Source organism: Flexithrix dorotheae DSM 6795 (assembly GCF_000379765.1).
GTDB lineage: Bacteria > Bacteroidota > Bacteroidia > Cytophagales > Flammeovirgaceae > Flexithrix > Flexithrix dorotheae.
This window is the reverse complement of sequence record NZ_KB903430.1, coordinates 165386-191862: the sequence shown is the minus strand read 5'-3', so window position 1 is coordinate 191862 and position 26477 is coordinate 165386. Positions and strand designations below refer to the sequence as shown.

Genomic DNA, 26477 nt, shown 5'->3' with positions numbered 1-26477 from the left:
TGGCGTTACTTTTAGTTAAGTATTCCAGGGTTTTGTGATAGTTGGAGTAAGTAAAAAGAAACTCCTCCAATATCAATATTTCCAAACTTTAAGCGAATCTTTGTGTATTATCCCGAATGTTTAAATTTGTAGAATTAATCATAAGTTGAAAAAACACTTTCCATTTTTGTGAAATATTTACCCCAGGTTAGCATTACAACTTTTTTTGCGATTTTATTGTGCTTTAACATTAACTTGTTTGCTCAATTTGATAACCTGAAGTTTGAGAATTATTCAACCCTTGAAGGGCTTTCCAGCAGTACTTGTGTTGAAATTTACCAGGATAGAGAGGGCTATTTGTGGTTCGGAACGATAGATGGCCTAAATAGATATGACGGGTATTCTTTTGAAATTTACAGGCCTGTATTAGATGATCCTTATTCTATAAGCAATAATCGAATAAATGCCATTGAGGAAGACAGTGATGGAAATTTATGGATTGGAACAGATAATGGTTTAAATGTTTTCCAGAAACAAAAAGAGCGTTTTATTCGGGTTAAGCTTTTTCATAATCGTCCAAATTCGATTAATACCAGGGACGTTATCAATGATTTACACTTCGATGAGAAGTCCAACCGACTTTGGATAGCTACAAGAAATGGATTGAGTAAGATCTCATTATCCGTTGTGGATCAGGATTCCTATCAGACAATGAATTCCATAAATTACCATCATAATGAAAATGATATTCATTCTATAGATAATAACAATATTACCGGAATTGTTGCGGATGAAAATGATAATATTTGGTTTATTACTAATGGAGAATACCTTAATTTATATCGACATAAAACTGATAATTTTGAAAGGATAAAAATTAATTCTCCTTCCTCTTCTTTCCTGGATCATATTCCAAAATCTGTGCTCATAGATGAGGATGGAGATTTTCTGATTGGAAATGATTTATCAAAGCTCGTGCTTTGGGATAGGGCAAAAGATAAGTTTGAGTCGGTGTCATATACAGATACACCCACTCCAATTTTCCATATGTATCAGGACAAAAAAGGGTTGATCTGGATAGCTACGGATGGCTTTGGAGTATATCTGATTAGTAAAGAAAAAGGCTTAGTGCAACACATCGAACATAATCCTGTTGATCCTTTTTCACTGCCAAATAATCAGGCTTCCAATATCTTGGAGGATAAAGAAGGTACTTTCTGGATTGCCACTTATAATAAGGGAATTAGTAAACTTGCTTTATCCAAATCTTCCTTTGGACATTATTTTCACCAGCCTGGCAATCCAAATAGTTTAAGTGATTATATTGCCCAATCTGTCCTGGAAGATAGCCGGGGTAATATCTGGATTGGAACTGATGGTGGGGGATTAAACTTATTTGATGAAAAACAGAAGGATTTTAAACATTTTTATTCAGACCCGGATAACGGCCTTACACTAAGTTCAGACAAGATTTTATTCTTAGCAGAAAGCCATGATCATACTATTTGGGTCTGTACCTGGGATGGTGGATTGAATAACTTTGACCCCAAAACTGGCAATTCCAAAAGATTTCTCCATGATACCTCAAATCCAAACACCATCGGACAAAATACCGTATGGTGTGCTGCCGAAGATTCCCTGAAACGATTGTGGTTGGGCACCCAAACGGCAGGTTTGAATTTATATGACCCCAAGACAGAAAAATTCTATAGTTACAAAAACATTTCGGGAGATTCATCCAGTCTCCTGAGTAATTTTGTTTTTTCAAACTTTATTGATTCCAAAAACCGATTATTTGTGGGTACTGCACTTGGTTTGTGCATGGTTGATTTAACCAAACTGGACGCTTTTATTCCGGAAAAAATTCATTTTAAAACCATAAATGAGCAAAACCTGCAGGGCTATCGGATTAATTATGTGTATGAGGATCATTCGGGAAATATTTGGGTGGGTTCTGATCTTGGTCTGCACCAATTGACTCAAGACTTACATTTGGTACAATCCTATACGATAAAGGAGGGGTTGCCTGGAAATTTAGTCCTTGGAATTACTGAGGATAAAGATGGATTTATATGGTGTACCACTAAAAGCGGCCTTGCCCGATTGGATACTAAAACGGGAGAAATTAAAAATTTCAATATTCAGGATGGATTACAGGGAATGGAATTCCAAAGTAAATCTATTAGCAGGACTTCCGATAATAGAATTCTAATCGGGGGTATAAATGGATTTAATTTGTTTAATCCATCAGAAATTGAAACTGATCAAAATAATTTGTTACTGGAAATTACCAGGTTGAGACTGAACAATAAAGTCGTAAACGTTGGGGAAAAGATCAATGAGCGAGTGCTTTTGCAAAATTCAATTTCCGAAACTAAGGACCTTCAGCTTAATTATGATGAAACTTATATAGGAATCGAATTTGTGGCTTTGCATTATCAAAATGCCAATAGGGTAAGATATTCCTATAAAATGATTGGGCTGGATGAAAATTATATTGAAGCGGGAACAAACAGAATTGCCAACTATTCCAACCTTCCTCCGGGTGATTATACTTTTGAAGTCAGGGCGGCTTTAGACGCAAATTGGGATAAGGCTACTATCGCTTCTTTCAATATTGAAATTCTACCTCCACCATGGAGGACCTGGTGGGCTTATGTTTCTTATGTGATTGTGTTGGCCTTAATTTTCTGGTTGGGGATAAAATACTATACCAGGTTGGTGAGGGAGGAAAAAGAACATGAACTGGATCAGCAAAAGCTGCAGTTTTTTATTAATGTTTCTCATGAGTTTAGGACACCCCTTACGCTCATTCTTAATCCCGTGAATAAAATGATCGCTTCGTTTAGTGATCCTGAAGAAGTGAAAGATTCGGCACTTACCATACAGCGTAGCGCCTCAAGGCTTTTAATGCTTGTAAACCAATTACTTGACTTTAGAAAACTGGATTTGGGAAAAGAACAGCTTAACCTTTCAAAGGCAGATATTCTAAAATTTACAAAAGATACCTGTTTGTTATTCCATGATCTGGCCAAAACAAAAGGCATACATTTGGAATTTGTCAGTTCATTAGGGGAATTGGAAACCGTTTTCGATCCCGATAAATTTGAGAAAATTCTGACCAACCTGCTCTCCAATGCGATTAAATTTACCAACCCTGGAGGCAGGGTAATCATTTCGGTTTCCAAAATAAAGAAATCCAGTTTTATGCTGAAAAATTCAATTCATGAGGCCATTGAAATAAGGGTTAGTGATACCGGATTGGGTTTTAAAAAAGAACAATTGAAGGATGTTTTTAGCAGGTTCTTTCATACCGATAATACGAAAACCGGAACAGGAATTGGGTTGAATTTTACCAAAAGCCTTGTAGAACTTCACGGAGGAGAGATCATGGTGGAAAGTGAATTTAAGAAGGGCAGTACCTTTATTATTCACCTGCCGCTACAGTTAAAAACTAAAAATTCACTTTCCAAAATCAGGAAGCTGGATATCAGTAATTACAAGCCTGACTTAAACCTGCTCAAATCGGTGGAGTATGACATGTCCATAACAGACCAGACCGTACCTTCTGCTGAGTCCGAGCCAGACCAGTCTTCCAAAAAGCAACAATTAATTTTACTGGTAGAAGATAACAGAGAATTGAGAATGCACCTGAAAAAAGAATTGGGGTACAAGTTTAAAATTAAAGAGGCTGTAAATGGCAAAGAAGGACTGAAAATGGTGAGAAAGCATTATCCTGATATTATCATAAGTGATGTCATGATGCCGGAAATGGATGGTTTTGAAATGTGTCAGAAGATTAAATCAGAAATAGAGATTTGCCATATCCCGGTAATCCTCCTGACCGCAAGAAGTCTTGAAGAAGATAAAATTGACGGCTATAAAACTGGTGCGGATGAATATATCCCTAAACCATTTAATATGAATGTATTGATGGCCCGGATTAACAACCTTCTGGAAATGAAAAAAAGGATTCGGGATAAATTTGCTTCAATGGGAGGAATTACGCCTTCAAGTGAAATTACCAATAATACCCTGGATGAGGTTTTTCTTGATAATGCGACAAAAATAATTTTAGAAAATATCAGTGATTCTGATTTTAACCTTGATCAATTGCTTAAAAAAATAGGCATAAGCCGCTCTCAGTTTTTTAGAAAAATAAATTCACTTACTGGTCAAAACCCCAGTCATTTTATTCGTACGATCCGATTGAAATATGCTTCCGATTTATTGACCAAAAATCAATTTTCGATTAAGGAAATTGCTTATAAATCGGGCTTTAATTCCACTGCTTATTTCAGCAAAACCTTTCGGGAAATGTATGGAGTTACTCCAAATGAATATTCCCAGGGCCAAAAATAATATTCCTAAAATAGCCTCTGGTTGCCATCTATAGCCGTTTGCTTTAAAAATGGACCATAATTTATCATCGTTGGATGATAATTTATACCTCAATTTTGCCGCTCTCCCTATAATTGTTCATCAATGATTTTTAGATCAATTGATTTTATCCTTTTAGTAAATATAAAATGAAAAAAATTAGACTATGATGAATGATTACTATTGAAGAATTACCCAAATCAAAATGAAAGGCAAATACTGTTTCTACTCTCCCTTTCAAATGAACGCTAAAGCATACTTATTTATAACCAACTAAATAAGTTGAAAAAGGTCAGACTTTGGTCTTCCCTTAAAATTATAGGGTGCCAATCTTATAATAATTGATTTTTTAAATAATTAAACATTGAATTACATGAAAATGAAAGCAACTCTAAAGTTGATCATGGTACTTTGCGTAACAATGGTCACAACTCATTTAATCTACGCAGCTCCCCCTCAATTGAAAACTCCACCAGATGGCAAGCAACAGAAGATAAGTGGTACAGTTACCTCTGCGGATAATGCGGAACCTTTACCTGGTGTAAGTATATTAATAAAGGGGACATCAAGTGGTACCACCACCAATCTGGATGGGGAATTCGTAATGGAAGCACCCGAAGGAGCCACCCTTCAGTTTAGTTTTATCGGATATGAGACACATGAAGTGCTTGTAGGGGCACAGTCGGTAATAAATGTTGCGCTGGAAACTGACATGGAACAACTGGAAGAAGTGGTGGTAGTGGGATATGGTACACAGAAAAAAGCCACCTTAACAGGATCTGTAGTGCAGGTTAAAGGGGATGATATTATCAAGTCGAAACCGACTTCCAGTGCTGCTTTGGCCTTGCAGGGAGAAGTTCCTGGTTTAGTGGTTACCAGAACTTCCTCCCGACCTGGGCAAGAAGGTTTAGACATAAAAATCAGAGGGGACATTTCGGTTAATGGCGTTTCTCCACTCGTTGTTTTAGATGGATTAATTGTTCCCGAATGGCAACTCTCTACCATAAACCCTAATGATATTGAAAATATATCCGTATTGAAGGATGCTGCCGCAGCGATTTATGGAACCAGAGCTGCAGGAGGTGTTATTTTGGTGACCACCAAAAAAGGGAAACAAGGCAGTGTAAAAGTAGACTACAGTGGCCAATACCAGATAAATTATGCCAACGATTTTCCAGTTGCCAATTTGAATGAGTGGGCGCAACTATGGTTAGAAGCGGGTGATAATGATGGAATTACTTATCAGGATGCTAACGGTGATTTTGTGGATGCAGCCTCAAATTATCGTTTTTTTACCAGAGATGAATTAGTGTCTATTATTGATGGTACCATGCCTATGGCTCCGGAGTCTTATTTCTGGCTTGGCAAGGATCACCGATTTGCTGATGTTAATCAATATGATGCAGTTTATGGTACTACCGCTTCTCAAAGGCATAATCTTGCTCTTTCTGGTGGAAATGAAAAAGTGACCTATAGGACTTCCTTCGGTTATAATGATGAGCGTTCTCCAATTGAGTTTGTTTATGATGGAGCAAAAAGGTTTAACTTCAGAACTAATTTGGGTTATGACATCAGTGATGCTTTAAGGGCTGAGTTTAATGTTTCTTATGACGACAGGTTAATTGATGGGCCAACCCAGGGTGTTGGGGAAGGTGTTCAGGATATGTATCTTTTCCCTCTATACAATCCACAGGGGCAGTATTATGATATCTTTGGTGCCAATAACATGTTAGCCAAACTTGACGAAGGTGGAAGAACAAAAACATCAGACAGAGTGCTTCGTCTGGGAGGTAAAATCACGCTTGATCTGGATAAACATGTAAGAGGGCTTTCCTTCAGTTATGATATCAATGCAGGCTTGCGTAATACAGAAAAAAAGGAAAGGAAAACCTCTGTAACCATGTATGATTGGGATGGAAATGTTTCCTATACACCTACCACATTGTTGACTTCATACATGAAGATATATCAGACTCAGGATTTTACCCAGATGCATTCTTTGCAGGGTAATTACAATTTTTCCCTGGGCAAAAACAACCTTGGGTTTACACTTGGCGCTACAGCTCAGCAGGATGACCTTACCAGAAGCTTCATGTCCCGTTCGAACATGGCTTCAGACGATTTGGATGACCTCAATACAGGAGATGTTACCACACAAAAAAATGCGGGAAAAGAAGGTGATTTCCAGACTGGAAGCTGGACAGTTGGTCTGATATCTTATCTGGGAAGATTTAATTACGATTACGATGGGATTTACCTTTTTGAAGCATTAGCCAGAAGAGATGGTTCATCACAATTGCACCCGGATTATAGATGGAAGAACTTCTTCGGAGGTTCTGTGGGTGTGAGAATTTCTGAAATGGGTTTTATGAAAGGTGGTTTGTTTAATAACTTAAAACTGCGGGCTTCCTATGGTGAAACAGGTTCTGTAACAGGTATTGGGGCTTATGACTATATCTCCAATATGGGAGCCGGATCCACAATTTTTGGAGCGTCTCCAAGCCTGGCCAATACTGCCTGGATCAGTGGCATGACTACCACAGATCGTACCTGGGAACGTATTGCCACCACCAATTTTGCCCTTGATTTTGCTATCCTGAATAATAAATTAAGTGGTACTGCTGAATATTTTATTCGTGAAAACAAGGGGATGTTGGTGAATGTGACCTATCCACAGGTACTGGGTGCAACTGCTCCTAAAACAAATAGTGGAGATTTTACCACCAAAGGCTGGGAGCTTGCCTTAAATTGGAAAGACAAAGTTGGGTCAGTTGCTTACAATGTTGGAGTAATGGTATGGGATACCAAAAGTGAAGTTACCCGAATGGAAGGTGCAAACGCAATTGTGAGAGGGTTGAATACAAGTATAGAAGGTAAACCACTAAACTCCATCTATACCTATGTTACAGATGGCATACTTTCTACAGAAGAGGAGGTTTTGGCTTATTATAATGCTCATGGGTTTGAAAGCGAAAATGACCAAAATAACATGAAATCAGGTACCATACTTCCTCCTTACAGAAGCCCTAACCGATTGGTTCCTGGAACAGTGAAGCGTGTGGATGTAAATGGTGATGGAATTATTAATGAAGATGATTTGGTTTATTTTGGTGATGCCAACCCTCATTACAGTTTAGGTGTCAGGCTGGGAGCGCAATGGAAAGGGTTTGATTTTAGTGCCTTTTTCCAGGGAGTGGCTAACCAAAATGTATTAAGAACAGGTGGTCTGGCATTTCCATTTAGCCGATGGTGGATGAATCAAAACAGTGCTTTCTTAGGCAATACCTGGACTGAAAGTAATCAGGGAGCGGAATGGCCTGCAATTTTTTATAACGGACATAGAAAAAACTGGAATTATGGTCACCCTAATGACATTAATGTCGTAAAAGCCTCTTATTTGCGAGCCAAAATTCTTTCCTTGGGTTATACCCTTCCTCAGGAGTTACTTGCTAAAGCCAAAATCGATAGGGTAAGGCTTTCTGTTACTGCCAATGATTTATTCGTGATTTCTAATGTGAAGGATGGAATGGATCCGGAGATGACTACAAGTGCCCATCAGGGAAATACCGTGCCTTATAACAAATCTGTAATCTTCGGGCTTGAAGTTACCTTTTAATTTTAAATGTTAATATGAAGAAAATGAAAAATAGATATATCAAAATATGCAGTCTTACTATTTTACTCTTCGGATTTATGTTGAGTAGTTGTGAAGACTATTTGGATCAGTTGCCTGAATCTACCGTAAGTGAAGCGGTGTATTTCCAAACACCAGATCAGTTCGAAACAGCCGCAAATTATTTTTATACTCGGTTGGCATTTTTGGATGGAGATGAGCAAACGGATTTATCGAACAACATTGGTGACAATGAAAATTATGCCTGGGGAAATACGATAATTCCTACCACCGATGATATTTGGAAAAATAACTATGCTCAACTCCGAGCGGTAAACCAGTTGATAGAAAAAGCGGAAGAATATCCTGGAGAACAAAGTGAAATTGCTGTTTCCGTAGCTACGGCTCACTTTTTTAGGGCCTGGCACCATTACAATTTACTTAAGCGATTTGGGGGAGTGCCAGTGATTACAAATTCATTGGATGTAAATTCTGATGAAGTTTACCAGGCAAGAAATAGCAGATATGAAGTGGTAGACCAGATGATTAAAGACCTGGACATGGCTATTGAAGGATTGCCTTCTCAGAATACAATGGGTGCAGAAAGCCAGGGGAAACTTACCCTTGAAGCAGCTAAATCATTTAAAGCCAGGATATTGCTTTATGAAGCGACATGGGAAAAATATGTGGGAGAAGCTACAGATGGTGACGGTGTTACCACAGGTGCCGGTTCGGTAAAGCCAGCGGGTTATCCAAGTGTTACGGATATGTTTGCAGGTGCTAAGCAAGCTGCTCTTGATGTGATGAATAGTGGTGCGTATGAACTTTGGGATCACCGTCATGATATTGGTGATGATCACCTTTACTATCTGTTTAATTTGGAAGACGGGGGCTCAAACCCAGGTGGTTTGACCAAAGCAGATAACAGGGAGTATATATTTCAAACAGTTTATGATTTTACATTAAGACGGATTAATGAAAATATTACGCATGCCAAACCGCATACACCTTCTCGAAAGTTGATGGATATGTATTTGTGTGCTGATGGATTACCTGTGCAGTTTTCATCAGTATTTCAGGGCTATGACATGATGACTTCAGAATTTGAAAATCGTGACCTTAGGATAAAACTGATCAGGGAACCTTTAAAACAATATTGGGGATGGGGCTCTAATACAGACGGTGGAGGAGCGCAATATGGAGTTGATTTTGAAGACAGTGGAATTGAATATGATTACCGGTATGTTCCCAACCTTACAAGTCCTGGTTCACCAAGGAACAACGGTTATATGGGGCGTAAGTTTACCACAGAATATATGTTAAGGGAAACCAGAGAGGAGTCATTTAATTATCCCCTTATCAGGTATGCAGAAGTGTTGTTAATTTATGCTGAAGCTACTGTGGAATTGGGCAATGGAACAATCTCAGATGGAGATCTGGATATTTCGATCAACCAAATCAGAGAGCGTTCTGGAGTAGCTCCTTTAACCAATGCCTTAATCGGACCTTATGGTGATTTGAATATGTTGGGTGAAATTCGCAGAGAGCGGGCCATTGAATTATTTGGGGAAAATTTCCGATTCGATGACTTAAAAAGATGGAATATCGCTCCTGATGAATTGAATAAAAATGTATGTATTACCTATATCACTGGAACAGAGTACGAAACAGCTGAAAATCCCAAAAATCCTGGTACATTAATTTATGCGGATGGTGTTTGGCCTTATGGGCTTACGCAGACTGAACAAAGTGTTTCCAGCTATGCGGGAATTGCGACTACTAAACCTGGTGCATTGATTATTGATGCTGCAGGAAACCGCAATTTTTCCATAAAGAATTACATAGATCCAATTCCATTGAATGAAATAGAATTGAATCCTAACTTATTGCAAAACCCTGAGTGGTAATGGGTGTATTTCAATCGATAGCCGGCAGTTAACCTGCCGGCTATTTGAAGTTGATTAAAGTAAGGGATTTCATGGCGGATAGGATTAGGGCTTACTTTATTCAACTTCTTTAAATATTTATTCTATAAACAATGAAAGAGGACGGATTAATTTTAATTGGAGATTTACTGTTCAGCTCTGCCGGTATGGGTAATAAAAAAGAATTTCTCAATGGTCTAATCCAAGATAAAAAGTGATGAAAATAATTTATATAATTCCAATATGTCTGTTGGTATTTCTGGAATCCTGTTCTACTAAGCAACCAGCAGAAGCAACACTGGATACCGATAGTATGTTGAACTATTGTGTTGAAAAAGTTAAAATGAGCATTGCCGATTTGCCCGATGCAGAAAACCTTCCAAGAAATATTTATCCGGATCAAAAGAAATGGAATAAGGTTGGAATTCATGATTGGACAAGTGGATTTTGGCCTGGGCTTTTGTGGTATGCCTATGAGGCCTCAGGAGATGCTACTATACTTAAAAATGCCGAAAAATATACTGCGCCATTGAAAGGTGTACTTGATGTTCCGGTAGATAACCATGACCTTGGTTTTATGCTCTTCTGTAGTTTTGGTAATGGCTATAGATTAGAAAAAGATCCGGCATACCATGATTTATTGTTAAAGGCGGCAGATTCCCTTGCCACTCTTTATAATCCTACAGTGGGAACCATCCTTTCCTGGCCAGCCATGCGAGAAAAAATGAACTGGCCCCACAATACCATTATCGATAATATGATCAATCTGGAGCTTTTATTTTGGGCCTCAAAAAATGGAGGAGATCCAGAATTGTACAACATTGCGGTAAACCATGCAAAAAGATCGATGGAAACTTTAATCCGATCAGATTACAGTACTTATCATGTGGCAGTTTTTGATACAACAGACGGTCATTTTATTAAAGGAGTGACTCATCAGGGCTATGCCAATGATTCCCAATGGGCAAGAGGACAATCCTGGGGAATTTATGGCTATACCATGTGTTTTAAAGAAACCCAGGACAAGACATTTTTACAAACTGCTCAGCAATTGGCAGATGTTTTTATCAATAGATTGCCAGCGGATGGTATTCCCTATTGGGATTTTGATGACCCGGAGATTCCTAATGCCCCGAAAGATGCCTCTGCCGCAGCAGTTGCAGCCTCTGGTATGTTAGAACTTTCAAAATTTGTAGAAGACAAAGAATTAAAAACTAAATATAGAAATGCAGCCATTGATTTGATGACAAAATTATCCACTCCACAGTATCTGAGTGGAGATAAGAATCAGGCATTTTTACTTCATTCTACCGGCCACAAACCTAATGGAACAGAAATAGATGCATCCATTATTTACGCAGACTATTATTATCTGGAAGCATTAATGCGACTTAAAAAAATGCAGGATGCCGGGAATTTAGCAGGTATGTAGATTATTAAATTGAAAAAACTGAAATTTTCCAAAATGACTTTAATGAAAAAATTGATCATAATTAGCCTTTTTCTTCTCTCCCAAATTAATTGCGCTTTTGCTCAAAATCTTTCGGATGATGAAAGGATGGAATGGTGGCGAGAGGCTCGGTTTGGAATGTTTATCCACTGGGGATTATATGCAGAACCTGCCGGTATTTATAAGGGAGATACGGTAAGGGGAAATGCAGAATGGATCATGGACAAACTGGATATTCCAATTGCGGAGTATGAGCAGTTTGCAGCCAAATTTAACCCCGTGAAATTCAATGCAGATGAATGGGTGTCCATAGCCAAAAATGCCGGGATGAAATATATGGTGATCACTTCCAAGCACCATGATGGCTTTTGTTTGTGGGATTCTGAAGTGACTGATTATGATATTATGGATGCTTCACCTTTTAAGCGGGATATTCTGAAGGAGTTGTCAATAGCCTGTAAAAAAGAAGGTATAAAATTATGCTTTTATCATTCGATTACCGATTGGCATCACCCCGATGCACAGGCTCCACTTTTCCCAAATTACAATGCCGGGCAAAGGGACCAATCCGTGTCCAATCCAAACTTTCCCAAATATTATGAGAACTATTTTAAACCTCAGGTGAAAGAATTGCTCACTCAATATGGAGAAGTAGGGGTGATGTGGTTTGATGGGGAATGGATTCCGGATTATACCACAGAAATGGGTAAGGAAATGTATCAATTAATACTGGACACCCAGCCCAATATTATTGTCAACAACAGGGTGGATAAGGGGAGAAATGGCATGAAAGGGATGAATAAAGAAGGAAATTATGTAGGTGATTTTGGAACCCCTGAAAAAGAAGTTCCGGAAACAGGCTTGAGCACGGATTGGGAATCCTGTTTAACCATGAACAATACCTGGGGTTTTAAAGCTACAGACCATAATTGGAAGAGTACTGAAGTTTTGCTTCATAATCTGATCGATATTGTTTCCAAAGGAGGTAACCTTTTGCTTAATGTGGGGCCAACTGCGGAAGGCCTAATTCCTTCACCAAGTGTAGAAAGATTAAAAGAAATGGGAGATTGGGTGAAAGTAAATGGGGAGTCTATTTATGGAGCAGGTTTAAGCCCATTTAAAAAGCCGGATTGGGGAAGGTTTACGAGTAAACAAGGTGTATTATATGCACATATTTTTGATTGGCCGGAAGATGGAAAACTGTTACTTGAAGGAAATATTAAAGTGAAAAAGGCAAACCTTTTATCAGGTTCCGGAAAGAAATTAAAGATGGATACAGTAGAGGAAGGCACAATCATCTATTTGCCCAAAAAAGCTCCTGATGCTATTGCTACAGTGGTGAAGTTAGCGTTATTGGAAAATGTAAAATAGACTGCACTGGGGAATATTATAACAGGGTGTACACTGGTTTTTTAGCCAAAGTATGGGTGCTCCTGGCACAGCCTGTACAAAAGGTATTTAGGTGTAAAACCCTATGATCATTACCTTCAAAAAAAAGATAAGATTTGCCCAAAAATTTGCATCATGACAAGTAGACTTTATATTTTATTGCTCCTGGGTTCGCTCATTTGGCAGTGCTGTAATCAGCCTGCTGTTGAAATCTTTGTGGCTGAAAATGGCAAAGAAGATCCGGAAGGGACTAAGGATGCGCCTTTTCTAAAAATTGAAGACGCCATTTTGAAAGCCCGTCAAATCAAACAGGGGAATAATAAAGCTAAAGTAGTTATTAATATTTTGCCTGGGGAATATCATTTATCCGCTCCAATTGGCATAGATCCTTCATTAAATGGTTTGGAAATAAAGGGTGCAGGAAATTCCCGGGTAATTGTAAAAGGAAGTGTTCCTTTAAGCCTTTCCTGGAAAAAGTTTGACCAACATATATATGAGGCCAGCTTATCTAAGGATATTGATTTTGACCAGTTCATTGTAAACAATAAGCCTCAAATTTTAGCCCGTTATCCCAATTATGATGAAAATGGGGGGTATTGGCAGGGACACGCAAAAGACGCCATTTCACGGGAACGAGTAAAATCCTGGGCAAATCCAGCAGGGGCGATTTTCCATGCCATGCACAGAGGGAAATGGGGAGGATTTCATTATGTGATCACCAGCATCGATAGTTTGGGAAATCCGGTGTTGGAAGGTGGTTTTCAGAATAATCGTCCCTCACCACCTCATGAGGAATACAGGATGGTGGAAAATGTGTTTGAAGAATTGGATAGTCCGGGAGAATGGTATTTAGACAAAACCACTCAAAAAATTTATTACTGGCCTGCAAATGGAATAGACCTATTGACTGCCAAATATGAAGGAGCGGTATTAAAAAGTCTGATTGAAATTAAAGGAGAAGAGAAGTCGCCTGTGCAAAATATTGCTATAAAAGGAATAAGGTTTGAATTTTCCCAAAGAACTTTTTTGGAATCCTACGAGCCGCTTTTGCGAAGTGACTGGACGATTTACCGGGGAGGAGCAGTTTTGATAGAAAATGCGGAAAATTGTTCAGTGTCTGCCTGTGAGTTTACTAATTTGGGTGGAAATGCTGTTTTCATCAGTGGATATAATAGAAATATTACAATCGCAGAAAATCATATTCATGACTGTGGAGCAAGTGCCATCTGTTTTATAGGGCACCCCTCTGCGGTGAGGTCTCCTGCTTTTCAATATGGAGAATTTGTTCCCCTGGAAGAGATGGATACAGTTTCAGGCCCAAAAAATGAATTTTATCCCAAGGATTGTGTGGCTGAAGACAATTTGATTTACAGAATTGGAAGGATTGAAAAACAAACTGCAGGTGTTCAAATTGCTATGGCAATGGATATCACAGTTTGCCACAATAGCATTTATGATGTCCCCAGAGCCGGAATCAATATTGGAGATGGAACCTGGGGTGGGCATATTCTGGAATTTAATGATGTTTTTAACACCGTTTTGGAAACGGGCGATCATGGGTCTTTTAATTCCTGGGGGCGTGACCGTTTTTGGCTTCCGAAACGGAACAAAATGGATAGCCTTACCCAGGCAAATCCTGACATGCCCAAGTGGGATGCGATTCACACTACCATTATCAGGAATAACCGCTTTCGTTGTGATCATGGCTGGGATATCGATCTTGATGATGGCTCCTCAAATTACCATATTTACAATAACTTATGCCTGAATGGCGGGATCAAATTAAGAGAGGGATTTAACCGTGTGGTTGAAAATAATATTACTGTGAACAACACCCTTCATCCACATGTATGGTTTGCCAATTGTGAGGACGTATTTCTCAGAAATATTGTACGTGATTCATATAAAGATGTGAATGTACTAAGCTGGGGAAAGGAAATTGACTACAATTTATTCCCCGACAAGGAATCCCTGATGAAAGCCCAGATTTATAATATAGATGCGAACAGCTCTTTTGGAGATCCACAATTTTCAAATCCGGATCAACTCAATTTTAGTGTGAAAGCAACCTCTCCGGCATTGGCACTGGGTTTCAAAAATTTCCCTATGGATGAATTTGGGGTAGTGAGTCCTCAGCTGAAAAAACTGGCAAAAACTCCGGAAATTCCTGAGTTGAAAAACATGGATGAAATAAAAGGAAATTCAAGCCCGGTGGTTTCCTGGTTACGCAATGAAATTAAAAGTGTAGATTCAAAAGAGGAGCAATCCGCCTATGGCCTGAATACCCCGGAAGGGGTTGTTGTTTTGAAGATGTGGAAGGGAAGTTATGCAGCCCAGGGGGATGGACTAAAAAGCAGGGATGTGGTACTGAAGGTAGAAGGGCATAAAATAAAAAATATAACAGACTTTTTTTGGACACTTAAAAAATACAATCAATCCCCTGCGGTGAATATGCTGGTGATGAGAAATCAATCGGAGGAACAACTTATAGTTAAAGTGAAGAAATAATTATGAAAAGGATACAGATAATAGTTTTAGTTTTTATTTACGGTTTTGTGGTATTTTCAAATACAGGAAAGGCTCAGGAAATAACGGATAAGGAGCGTATGAAGTGGTGGACAGATGCTCGTTTTGGCATGTTTATACACTGGGGTATTTATTCGGTTCCTGCAGGATTTTACAAGGGCGAAGCTCAAACTAATAGTGCAGAATGGATTATGAATAAAGGCAAAATTCCTTTGCACGATTACGAAAAGTTTGCAGATCAGTTTAATCCCACTCAATTCAATGCCAAAACTTTTGTGGGGCTGGCCAAGGAAGCCGGAATGAAATATATGGTAATTACCTCCAAACATCACGATGGTTTTTCCATGTTCGATTCAAAAAGTAATCCTTTTAATGTAGTAGATGCTACGCCATTTAAGCGTGATGTACTCAAAGAACTTGCAGAGGAGTGTGCCAAACAGGATATTAAATTCGGGTTTTATTATTCACAGGCACAGGATTGGAGTCATCCGGGTGGCATGGGCAATACCTGGGATAAAAAGATGCAGCGGGTGAGTACGGATGTATATGTGAAGGAAAAGGCACTTCCTGAAGTAAGGCAACTTTTAACGGAGTATGGCCCAATTGCCATCTTCTGGTGGGATACTCCAAGGAAAATGAGCAAAGAGGTAATTGACAGTTTGTACCACATTTCCACCGATCTGCAACCGGCAATCATTACCAACGACAGGCTTGGGGATGAATATCCGGGTGACCATAAAACCTATGAAAGGCATTTGCCCAAGCAAAAGCCTGAGGCCGATTACTGGGAAATATGCCAGCCTATTAGCGGGAGCTGGGGATACAGAAGTGATGACCAGAATTTTAAACCAGTAGCTACCCTGCTTAGAAACTTGGCGGATGCCAGCAGTATGGGTGGAAATTATTTATTAAATGTGAGTCCAACTTCTTTAGGAACTTTAGCCCCAACGGCTGTTGCAAACCTGAAAGCTGTGGGTGCCTGGATGAATACTAACAGTGAATCGATTTATGAAACTGAAGCCAGTCCATGTGGCAAGCCCGACTGGGGATATATTACTATGAAAGCTGTAAATGGTAAAACAAATCTTTATCTCCATATATTCGATTGGCCCACCGATGGGAAATTGCTAGTTCCCATAAAAAATAAGGCTCAAAAAGCGTATCTTTTAGCAAATAGTAAAAAAGTATTTAAAACCAAATCGGGGGAAGACGGACTTGTGGTAAATCTTGCGGGAAAAGCCCCCGATCCAATTAACTCAGTAGTTGTCCTTCAGCTTGTGAATGCCCCAAATGCGATTCCCCCAAAACCTTTTGGACAAAATGAAGATGGTGTGGTTGCATTCCATACCGAACGGGCCCAATTTCAAAATCTACAAGGGCCAGGAGCACGCTACAATAGCTCTAAAGATTGTATAGGCCATTGGACCAGTGAAACTGCGGTAGTTTACTGGAATTTTGCTATTGATAAACCGGGCAAATTTCAGGTCACATCATTAACTGCCGGGCAGGCAGAGACTGAATTTACAGTGGAAATAGATGGACAAACAGAGAAAGTAAAAATCCCTGCAACTGGTGGATATGACAAATTTGAGCCTATAGAAATCGGGGCGTTTGAGATTTCAGAGCCTGGAAGTTATAAAATCACCTTTAAACCTATTGCCGGAAATTGGAATCCGGTGAATTTAAAGCAGGTGGTGATGACACCGGTTAATTAAGAAATCTTTAATTTGGAGCTGAAAAAATGATTTATAACCTTAAGATTTCTGTCAAATCCTTATGAATATGAAAAATCCAGCCTTGTTTTCCTTCCTTGTCTTACTTCTTTTTCTATGGGTAGGTAATGTGGTAAAGGGACAACAGGATTTTAACAGCCTGAATAATTCTACAGAATGGAAACTTAAATTTTCAGACGATTGCACGAGCAATTGGGAAAAAAATTGGTTTAAAGACGGATTAATTTCAACAGTGGAGCAAAACGAAAACGGGATGAATTTAATTGCTGGTCCAGTCAACCGAAATGATGCGCACCATACGGTTCTGTGGACAAAAAAATCCTTTAAAGGAGATATTAAAATAGAGTACAACTACACCCGAACGGATTCCCAAATAGTGAATGTGAACATTTTGTACATACAGGCTCAGGGAATTGGGAAGGCAGGTAGGGGCAAGGATATCACCAAATGGAATAAGTACCGGGAAGTACCCACCATGAGCAAATATTATTACAACATGAATCCTTTGCACATCAGTTATGCAGCATTTCCTATGGTGAACGAAGATCCGGAAAATGATTACATAAGGGTGAGAAAATACCCGGCTGAGGAAAGTAATTTTGGGCAAACCGAAATCCTGCCGGCATTTTTTAAAACCGGACTATTCCTGCCGGGTGAAACTTATAAAATCACTATTATCAAAACAGAAACTAAACTTCATTTTAGTGTAAAAGGGGAAGGTGCTGAAGAGAAATTATATTCCTGGGACCTGGCTGAGAATCAGTCTCCAAAAGAAGGGCGGATTGGTTTACGCCACATGTTTACCCGCTCCGCTCAATACAGTGACTTTAAAGTATTTACAAGATAATTAATTGACATTAGCAATGAAGATTAAACTATTATGCTACATCATTAGCCTCCTGTTTTTGGGAATGAATTGGGCCCTGGCAGAAAAGGTGGGAGACGGAGATGGTTTTATTTTAATTGGAAGTCTTGCCGAGTTGCGGGAATTTGCCGGAAAGGATAATGTGAAGGTCAGGTTGAAAAAAGGCTCCTACAATATTGATAAAACCCTGAGTACTCGTTTCATGGAGTTTACCGGAAATAATTCCCACTATGACCTGACAGAAGTAAGAATCATGGTGGACACTAAATTATTCAGTTTAACCAATTTGAAACCAGGCAAAACAGACAATAAACTCTATTGTGCAATTGAAATCTCCGGGAACAATGTGATCATGGAAGGGCTGTATATAGAAACATATGGAGGCAAACCCGGCAGACAGAGCAAAAACAAAATGTTTAATATTATAGGTTCGGATGTTACTTTAAAAAATGTGGAAGTACGAACTGCCGGGTCCAGCCCCTGGGGCTATGGTAGCCTTTATGGTTTAGGTGGAGGTGATGTACGGAAAATGAATGGAATCCGAATAGGATATCCTGCAAAAAATGTGAAATTAATTGGATGTCAAGTCCACATGCGTGCAATGGGACATGCCATTTTTTTACAAGGGGCCGAAAACACCCTAATTGAAAATTGCCATGTAGATGGCCTGCTCTGCTTCACCGATGATATTCTGGCTGAAACATCGGGCTATTGTTATGATAAGGATTTTTATGCAGGGAAAGGAGGTTACATTGAAGGGACAATCGTAGCCGAAGATGGCAAAATTTTGCCCGGTGAAGTCATTTCATTGAGTGAAGATGGTATTCGGATGTATCCTGATATGAGAGGGCAGCCTACTAAAAATACAACCATAAAAAATTGCACCGTAACTAACATGCGCAGAGGAATTTGTACCGGGCTTAGCACTTCAGGAGACAAGGTGATCGATTGCCGGGTAACCAACTGTGTGGCAACTGGATTCAACGTAGGCAATGCCGATACTTTGATTAACTGCAGTTCTGATGCAAAGTATGCTGAAGCCTTTTGTATTCCATATACTAATGCCAAAAATGCTTATGTAGAAATGGAAATATTAGAAAGTAGAGAAGGACTGGCCAATAGTATGCTGGCAAAAATAAATGGAACAAATCATCAGGTAGTCATTACCACCTCCAATCCCGATTTTATTCCGGAAGTTATGAAGATAAAACTTTCTACTAAAGAAGGGTATGGGAATTTTAAAAAGAATGCTGTAATTCATGCCACTAATATCAGATTGGAGAACCAAACAGAAACAAAGGTCCTGCTTTTACCAGGTACCGAAAATCCTGAAATAAAAAGCCAGGGAGAAGTCTTAAAAGAGTATTTAAAATGATAAAAAGCATTACAGTTTTAATTTTTTTAACCTTTCTGGCCAGTTGGAATATTGCCCAGGATCGAGTGAAAATCCCCCTTCCTACAAATCTGGAGCAAGGTTACCCACGGTTGTATATTACCCAGGAGGAAAAAAAGGACCTGGAAGAAACCATACAGGAAGAAGATTGGGCAAAGGAAGTGCTTTCAGGAATTCATAAAAGAATTGATAAACATGTGGAACGTCATGTGGATGATCCGGAATGGATGGTTTCCCGCCTGCAAATGCATTGGAAAACCAAAGCCACCAATATTTACATTAATGGCATAAATTATTCCCATGCTGATGGAGAAGCTCCTGTGCCTACTGTTCGTTTTGCGGGTTCCCGTGATTATACCACACCTTATGGAAAACCGAAACTGGAGGATATTTTACCTTATATGGACGATGAACGTGGTTTGTATTTACCCAACCGAAGTAAGGAAGGACAGCCTTTTGAATGGGTAGCGCAATCAAAAACCGGCAGGATAGTCTATTCCATAAACGAAGAAATTATGAGACTTGCCCGTGATGCTGCATTTATTTATTGGCTGGAAGGAGATGATCGATTTGCCAAATTTGCCTTCGATGTGTTTGATACCTATATGGCAGGAATGTACTATAGAAAAGAACCCATCGATTTACTCAATGGCCATATTCAAACACTTGTAGGGTTTACCAACTTTCAGGTGATTCATGAAGGTATTTTGAAAGATATAGCCGAACTCTACGATTTTTTACATCCATTCCTTGAAGCAAATCATGCAGCTAAAATTGCCGGTTATGATACAACCATAAAGCGATGGACAGACCAGATTATTAAAAATGGGGTACCACAGAATAACTGGAATCTGCATCAGGCCAAAATAATTTTAAAGGCGGCCATGGTATTACAGGACAATATCAATTATGAGGATAAAAAGGGCCGGGAATATTATATCGATTATATTTTGAATGTGACTTCTGCCCGGCAATGGTCTTTGAGCAAATTTATGGATTATGGCTATGATGAAAATAACGGGGTTTGGGCCGAATGTCCGGGATATGCCCAGGGAGTAACCAAAGACCTGACTAATTTTATCCGGGATTTCGATAATACTTTCGATCATAATATTTTACCATACACTCCGGTGATGGGAAAAGCGGTAAAAATGCTGCCTCAATACCTGTTCCCCAATGGGCAGTCCGTAGCTTTTGGCGATTCCTATTACGGTCCCATTAGTTCAGAAGCCATGAGTGATATGATTCGAATTGCTCAAAAAAATAAGGATGAAAAACTGGAAGAAGAATTTACTGCCTTGTACCGCCTTTTTGAGGAGAAAGATGGGCAAAAAAGGAGGGACCGAAGACCAGGGGCAAATATCTCCTCCTTTTTTACAAGTAAACCTTTGGAATTAAATCCTAAATATGGAGCGGGTAACAAAAGTGATTATATTACGCAGACATTTTATGCACCCAATGTGAGCTGGCATATACAGCGAATGGGTACCGGAAAAGATGGAATGATGGTTTCTTTAAATGGTTCACTTGGCAATCATATGCATGCCAACGGAATAAACATGGAGTTGTACGGAAAAGGTTTTGTGCAGGGGGCAGATCCGGGAAAAGGAGCAGGTTATCTGCAACCCATTTACCTGGAGTATTATTCCCAGTTTCCTGCCCATAATACGGTAATGGTAGATGGTGCATCCTCTTATACCGAGATGTTAAGTTATCATGCTTTTGATTTGATGGGGGAATACCCAAAGTCGGAACAAAAACATGGTTTCTATCCAAACATTACTTATTCGGATGTTTATTTCCTGGAGCCCGAAACCCGCAGTGATCAAAACAGAACAGTGAGCATTGTAAAAACAAGTGAAAGTACGGGGTATTACATTGATGTGTTTCGCTCGAAAAAACAAAGAAAGGGAGATAAATTCCATGATTATTTCTATCACAACCTGGGGCAAAGTATGGAGGTATCCGATGCCGAGGGCAATACTTTGAACCTAAAACACAGTGAAGAGATGGCTTTTGCCGGAGGACATCTGTATGCATTGGATTATATGTGGGATAAAAAATCGGTATGTACATCGGAAGACTATCAGGCAGAGTGGAAAATTGCCATGCCCGGTGGTGAAAATGTGTTCATGAACCTTTGGATGAAAGGTACCGAAGGTCGGGAGGTATTTACCATAAAATCACCCCCATGCAAGTCATTCAGGCACAATAGCGGAATTCCTTATGAGGTAGACAAACAACCTTATTTAACCTTTGCAGCTCGACAGCATGGTGAAGCCTGGGAACATCCCTTTATTTCAGTGTACGAACCCTTTACTTCCGGGGAAGGGAAAAGCATTTCCTCCATAAACAGTTTTGAGGATGAAAATGGCCATAAGGCTTTTGCTGGTTTGCAAATTAAACATAAATCTGGACGAGAGGATTTTGTATTCTCCTCGGATAATGGAGCAATTGCCAGTTACCAAAACATGTCATCAGATGCTACTTATGCCCTTATTGGAACTGAAAAAAATGAGGATTTTATACTTTTTATGGGCAATGGAACCCAACTGAAAGCCAGGGGTTACCAAATCTCTGCGTCCCAAAAAGGAAATGCGATTTTGGAATATAAGCAGGGACAATGGAAATTGCATAATGAAGTGCCTGTAAGCATTTCGGATGGGAAAAAAGTGAAAAAATTTGAGACAGGTGAATTGAGAACTGTACAATTAGATTAATAAAAAAATGAAGATGTTTCTTAAGTGGATTCCTGCCTGGCTATTGGTGTTGGTTTTCATCATGGCTTGTGAAAATGAACCTAAAAAACCTAATTTTTTATTTGTCCTGGTAGATGACCAGTCTCCTTTTGATTTAAAAACTTATGATCCAAATTCCATTCTGGAGACTCCTACAATTGATAATTTGGCAAAAAGCGGGATGGTTTTTCATAGTGCCCGACACATGGGCTCCATGAATGGAGCAGTTTGTACCCCTTCAAGGCATATGATTATGAGTGGACGGACTTTATGGCATTTGCCCCCAAGTGCAGAATTTCAAAAGCAAACAGATCCACATCCAATCGATGAACAAACCATTGGGGCGGTGTTTAACAGAGCAGGATATAAAACGATGCGAACCTGTAAAAAAGGTAATTCATACCCGGGGGCTAATAAGCAGTTTGCTGTGATAAAAGATGCTACGAAGAGAGGAGGAACGGAAGAAAGTGGAAGTGCATGGCATGCAAAGCAGGTTTTAGATTATTTAGGAGAAAGGGAACTGAATCAGGAATCAGATCCATTTTTTATTTATTTTGGCTTCTCGCATCCACATGATCCAAGAAATGGCACCCCTGAGCTTCTTGCAAAATATGGAGCGGTAAACCACAAAGATACCAGTAGTTTTCCTCCTGCTAATCCAAAGCAGCCCGCCTTGCAGGAAAATTATCTGCCAGCACACCCATTCCATCATGGCCATTTAGAACTCAGGGATGAAGAAAGGGTAAGCGGAGTTTGGAAGAGAAGAGATGAGCAAACTGTAAGAAATGAGTTGGGAAGGGAATATGCCTGTTCAGAAAATATTGATATTCAGCTGGGCAAAGTATTGAAAAAGCTGGAAGAAATGGGGGAGTTGGATAATACCTATATCATTTATACTTCCGACCATGGAATGTCAATCGGCCGGCATGGACTCATGGGAAAACAGAATTTGTATGAACATACCTGGCGCGTGCCATTTATTGTGAAAGGACCTGGCATAAAGGCAGGCCAACAGGTGGAAGGAAACATTTATTTATTGGATATTTTACCGACTGTATGCGAACTGGCAGGTATTGAAATTCCTGAAACAGTGGAGGGTACAAGTTTTAAACCTGTACTGGATGGAGAAAAAGAATTCATCAGGGAGGTACAGTATGGGGTGTATTGTGGTGGCTCGAAACCTGGCATGCGCACGGTGAAAAAGGGGGATTGGAAACTGATAAAATATGATCTTTTAGAAGGGTCACTGAGAAAAACCCAGCTTTTTAATTTAGCGGAAAACCCTAATGAATATTTACCTGAGCATGGGAAAACAGGAGAAATGCAGACCAATCTTGCAGACAACCCCAAAAATGCTGATAAACTAAAAGAGATGGAAGTAGTCTTATGGGAACAAATGAAAGCCAACGATGATCCTTATCGGCTTTGGGATCAGGCTGACTGAGAAGTATCTGCAATAATTTTAAATGTGGAAATGAACCATTTGGAATAGGTGAACTGTACCAGGAAAACAGACAATCTACCTGGAGTTTAAGTATGAATTTATACCTCAAACAAGGGACTGTCCATTGTTTTGAATAATATATCCATCACGAATTGGCAGAATTACTATTAATTCGAAACTGATCACCGGCAATAAAGTTCGGGATAGTTAAAAACTAAAAAAATATGAAAAGACGTAAACTCTTATTGATTGTCTTATTAATAGGGTACGCTACATTAGTAAATGCACAAAAGGCAAATAATTCACATCCACGAATTTATAACAGTGATGCTTCAAAGTCAGCAGCAATAGCATCCTTCGCCAATGTATCCTGGAAAAAGGATTTTATAGAAAGAAAAAAACAAGAAGTAGCCAAATACATTCAATTATGTGAGCAGGATTCTACCTGGTTAGTTTCTCGCCTGCAAATGAATTGGAAAACTAAACATTCGAATGTATACCTAAAAGGCGGTGATTTTTCCCATTCCGATGGTGAAGCACCTGTGCCCACAGTGCGTTACTCAGGTACGAGAGATTGGGCAACAGACTATAAAAAGCCTGCATTGGAAGAAGTAGAGCCTTATTTTGATGATGAGCGAGGGTATTATTTAGAAAATAAAAATACGGGTAAAAAGGAATGGATACACCCATCTGAAACAGGACACATTATTGAGGGCATAAACCAACGTGTTTTAGGTATAGTAGAAGATGCTGCCTTCTTATATTGGTTGACAGGAGAAGCGCAATATGCACAACTCGCCACTCCCGTATTTTTTACTTATATCAATGGAATGCACCACCGAAATCCTCCTGAAGTATTGGATGAATCCAATCAGAGGTTTATTTCAGGCCTAGCAACTTTTGAAGTGATTCATGAAAAAGCAGTGCAACAACTGGTAATAAGTTATGATTACCTGTACAATTATTTTGTGGATCAACAGCATGATTTAAGTAATACAGCAGCCGTGTTTCAGAAATGGGGTGATCAAATTATAAAATATGGTATACCTGATAATAATTGGAATTTATTTCAGGCTAGGTTTTTAACCTATATCGCTTTAGCACTTGAAAATGATGATCATTATGAAAATGGCAAAGGGCAACAGTATTATTTAAAATATACTTTCGATGAATCCACTCCCCGCCAGATTGCTATTAAAGAGGCCTTGTTGGTATATGATCAGGAAACGGGGATTTGGCCAGAGTCTCCAGCCTATTCCATGCACGTGAATACAACTTTGCTTGAAATACTGGCTTTGTTGGATAATGTGACCAATACCAATGAATTAGCCAATTTCCCCATTATTGAAAAAGCCGCATTAGCCTGTTTTCAATACCTGTTTCCCAGTGGATATACTGTAGGTTTTGGAGATGGTGGTCATAAAACGATCCCTTTTGAAAACCTGGAATTGCTGATTGCCAATTATCAAAAGTACCACAAACAGGAGCAGGCGCAACTCATCACTTCACTGCTTCAACCTTTTATTGAAGATGGAATATACAAGCGTAATGTAAAAAACTTATTACAACTCAACTTTTATGTGGACGAATTGCCAAATATCTCCTCAACAGAAAAAGGAGGTGTTTCTCAACTGACTACACCCACATTTTATGCGCCAAATGTAAGTATGTTTATCCAGCGGTTAGGGGCTGGAGATAAAGCCATGATGGTTTCGATGGTGGGATCTTACGGCAATCATACCCATGCTAATGGCATTTCGATGGAACTCTTTGCCAATAATTATGTACTTGCTCCTGACAAAGGCAAAGGTAAAAGTTACTGGAGTCCTGATTTTAAGGAATACTACTCCCAAATGCCAGCTCACAATACCGTGGTGGTTGATGGAAAATCTACCTACCCGAATATGCGTAGCTATAATCCTTTTAGTCTGGATTATCATTTCCCAAAATCAGGTGTCTTAAATCCACTTTTCACTAAAGTAGCTTATGGTAATTTTTCATTTATAGAACCTAAAACCCATGCCAGCCAACAACGGTTAACAGCTATGATAAATACACCTTCAGGAGAGGGCTATGTTTTGGATATTTTCAGGTCAAAAAAGCAACAAGAAGGAGAACAAAAGCACGATTATTTCTATCATAATTTAGGGCATGCTTTGGAATTGTATGATGCTGATGATCAACCACTTTCTTTGGAGAAAACTAAGGAGCTTACTTCTCAAAATGGGGAATTAAAAGCATATGATTACCTCACTGAGAAGCACGCTGTTTCGATGAGTGGGGATGCTAAAGCTGTATTTAAAATTGAAGAAAATACCCAACCAGATAATGTAATGCAAGTCTGGATAAAAGGCCATGAAAACCAAACCCTGTTTGCCGTAAAAAGTCCTAAAAGTAATGCACTTGAAAAAGGGACTGCTCCTGAGTCGCTTATAGATAAGGAAATGCCCACTTTAATTTTAAGAAGAAAGGAAGCCGCTTGGAATGAGCCATATGTATTGGTTTTCAATCCATATCTGGAAGGAAATAATCCTATTAAACAAGTAGATTTCAGGGCCATTCCTGAAAATCCCAATGGCCAAAAAATAACTGTGCAGCATACCGATGGCATAACTTACGACCATATTGCTGCGGCCACTTCGGCAAATGACGTATTGACAGAAGAAGACCTTTACCAGAAAGGTTTGCTATCCGTTACCAGAACTAAGGAGGATGCCAGTGAAATTGATTTTTTATTCGCTTCGGGTATGTACCAACTTAAGTACAAAGAATGGGAAATATTGGCAATAAGAACTGCAGCAACGGTGTCGGTTGAAAAGCAGGCAGAGGGATTTTGGGTGCAAAATGATGTGCCTGTTATCATAAAAGCCCCCATCACAGCTGATTTTACTCCAGCCATTATTCATTTATATAATGAGGATGGAACGAAGATAGAGCGCAGGGGGAATATTAACCGTTCAAATTCCAATCAGATAGAATTTAGGTTAACAAAGGCTTACCAAAAAGCAGTAATTATTTCGGAGCAAAGTAATGGTAAGTAAA

At 39.2% G+C, this 26477-nt stretch carries 12 protein-coding genes; all 12 read left to right on the top strand.

Going from position 1 to position 26477, the window contains the following annotated elements; translation table 11 throughout:
• Positions 1–234: 234 nt before the first annotated feature.
• The 12 genes from A3EM_RS0100750 (at position 235) to A3EM_RS0100690 (ending at position 26476) form a co-directional block, all read left to right on the top strand.
• Positions 235–4341 (top strand): two-component regulator propeller domain-containing protein, encoded by a 4107-nt coding sequence (locus A3EM_RS0100750; protein ID WP_020526242.1) that lies wholly within the window; start codon positions 235–237, stop codon positions 4339–4341.
• Between the two features lie 397 nt (positions 4342–4738).
• Complete coding sequence (locus A3EM_RS0100745; RefSeq protein WP_044237175.1) at positions 4739–7975, top strand: SusC/RagA family TonB-linked outer membrane protein; 3237 nt, start codon at positions 4739–4741, stop codon at positions 7973–7975.
• Between the two features lie 23 nt (positions 7976–7998).
• Entirely contained in the window at positions 7999–9879 is a 1881-nt protein-coding gene (locus A3EM_RS0100740) for a RagB/SusD family nutrient uptake outer membrane protein (RefSeq protein ID WP_044237172.1), read from the top strand.
• 235 nt (positions 9880–10114) lie between these two features.
• Positions 10115–11329 carry a glycoside hydrolase family 88 protein gene (locus A3EM_RS0100730; RefSeq protein ID WP_020526238.1) on the top strand — a complete coding sequence of 405 codons (1215 nt, stop codon included), beginning with the start codon at positions 10115–10117 and terminating at the stop codon, positions 11327–11329.
• A gap of 42 nt (positions 11330–11371) precedes the next feature.
• Complete coding sequence (locus tag A3EM_RS0100725) at positions 11372–12718, top strand: alpha-L-fucosidase (RefSeq protein ID WP_044237167.1); 1347 nt, start codon at positions 11372–11374, stop codon at positions 12716–12718.
• Between the two features lie 153 nt (positions 12719–12871).
• On the top strand, positions 12872–15244 hold the full coding sequence (locus A3EM_RS0100720) for a PDZ domain-containing protein (RefSeq protein ID WP_020526236.1): 2373 nt from the start codon (positions 12872–12874) through the stop codon (positions 15242–15244).
• A gap of 2 nt (positions 15245–15246) precedes the next feature.
• Positions 15247–16977, top strand: a complete 1731-nt coding sequence (locus A3EM_RS0100715; RefSeq protein WP_020526235.1) for an alpha-L-fucosidase — start codon at positions 15247–15249, stop codon at positions 16975–16977.
• Between the two features lie 67 nt (positions 16978–17044).
• The gene (locus A3EM_RS0100710; RefSeq protein ID WP_157637693.1) at positions 17045–17842 is read left to right on the top strand and encodes a DUF1961 family protein; all 798 of its coding nucleotides are present in this window, start codon (positions 17045–17047) and stop codon (positions 17840–17842) included.
• A 16-nt stretch (positions 17843–17858) separates the two neighbouring features.
• Positions 17859–19235 (top strand): right-handed parallel beta-helix repeat-containing protein, encoded by a 1377-nt coding sequence (locus A3EM_RS0100705; protein ID WP_020526233.1) that lies wholly within the window; start codon positions 17859–17861, stop codon positions 19233–19235.
• The gene (locus tag A3EM_RS0100700) at positions 19232–21973 is read left to right on the top strand and encodes an endo-acting ulvan lysase-like protein (protein ID WP_020526232.1); all 2742 of its coding nucleotides are present in this window, start codon (positions 19232–19234) and stop codon (positions 21971–21973) included. Before A3EM_RS0100705 ends, A3EM_RS0100700 begins: the two co-directional genes overlap by 4 nt.
• Before the next feature lie 7 nt (positions 21974–21980).
• Positions 21981–23435, top strand: coding sequence for a sulfatase family protein (locus A3EM_RS0100695; protein ID WP_044237040.1), 1455 nt, complete (start codon positions 21981–21983; stop codon positions 23433–23435).
• 224 nt (positions 23436–23659) lie between these two features.
• The gene (locus A3EM_RS0100690; RefSeq protein WP_044237039.1) at positions 23660–26476 is read left to right on the top strand and encodes a heparinase II/III domain-containing protein; all 2817 of its coding nucleotides are present in this window, start codon (positions 23660–23662) and stop codon (positions 26474–26476) included.
• Position 26477: the final 1 nt, after the last annotated feature.

Bases quoted from the DNA above. Each gene is read 5' to 3' on its own strand.
- A3EM_RS0100715 (WP_020526235.1), top strand. From the start codon at position 15,247: ATGAAAAGGATACAGATAATAGTTTTAGTTTTTATTTACGGTTTTGTG.
- A3EM_RS0100710 (WP_157637693.1), top strand. From the start codon at position 17,045: ATGAAAAATCCAGCCTTGTTTTCCTTCCTTGTCTTACTTCTTTTTCTA.
- A3EM_RS0100700 (WP_020526232.1), top strand. From the start codon at position 19,232: ATGATAAAAAGCATTACAGTTTTAATTTTTTTAACCTTTCTGGCCAGT.
- A3EM_RS0100695 (WP_044237040.1), top strand. From the start codon at position 21,981: ATGAAGATGTTTCTTAAGTGGATTCCTGCCTGGCTATTGGTGTTGGTT.
- A3EM_RS0100740 (WP_044237172.1), top strand. From the start codon at position 7,999: ATGAAAAATAGATATATCAAAATATGCAGTCTTACTATTTTACTCTTC.
- A3EM_RS0100730 (WP_020526238.1), top strand. From the start codon at position 10,115: ATGAAAATAATTTATATAATTCCAATATGTCTGTTGGTATTTCTGGAA.
- A3EM_RS0100690 (WP_044237039.1), top strand. From the start codon at position 23,660: ATGAAAAGACGTAAACTCTTATTGATTGTCTTATTAATAGGGTACGCT.
- A3EM_RS0100745 (WP_044237175.1), top strand. From the start codon at position 4,739: ATGAAAGCAACTCTAAAGTTGATCATGGTACTTTGCGTAACAATGGTC.
- A3EM_RS0100720 (WP_020526236.1), top strand. From the start codon at position 12,872: ATGACAAGTAGACTTTATATTTTATTGCTCCTGGGTTCGCTCATTTGG.
- A3EM_RS0100725 (WP_044237167.1), top strand. From the start codon at position 11,372: ATGAAAAAATTGATCATAATTAGCCTTTTTCTTCTCTCCCAAATTAAT.
- A3EM_RS0100705 (WP_020526233.1), top strand. From the start codon at position 17,859: ATGAAGATTAAACTATTATGCTACATCATTAGCCTCCTGTTTTTGGGA.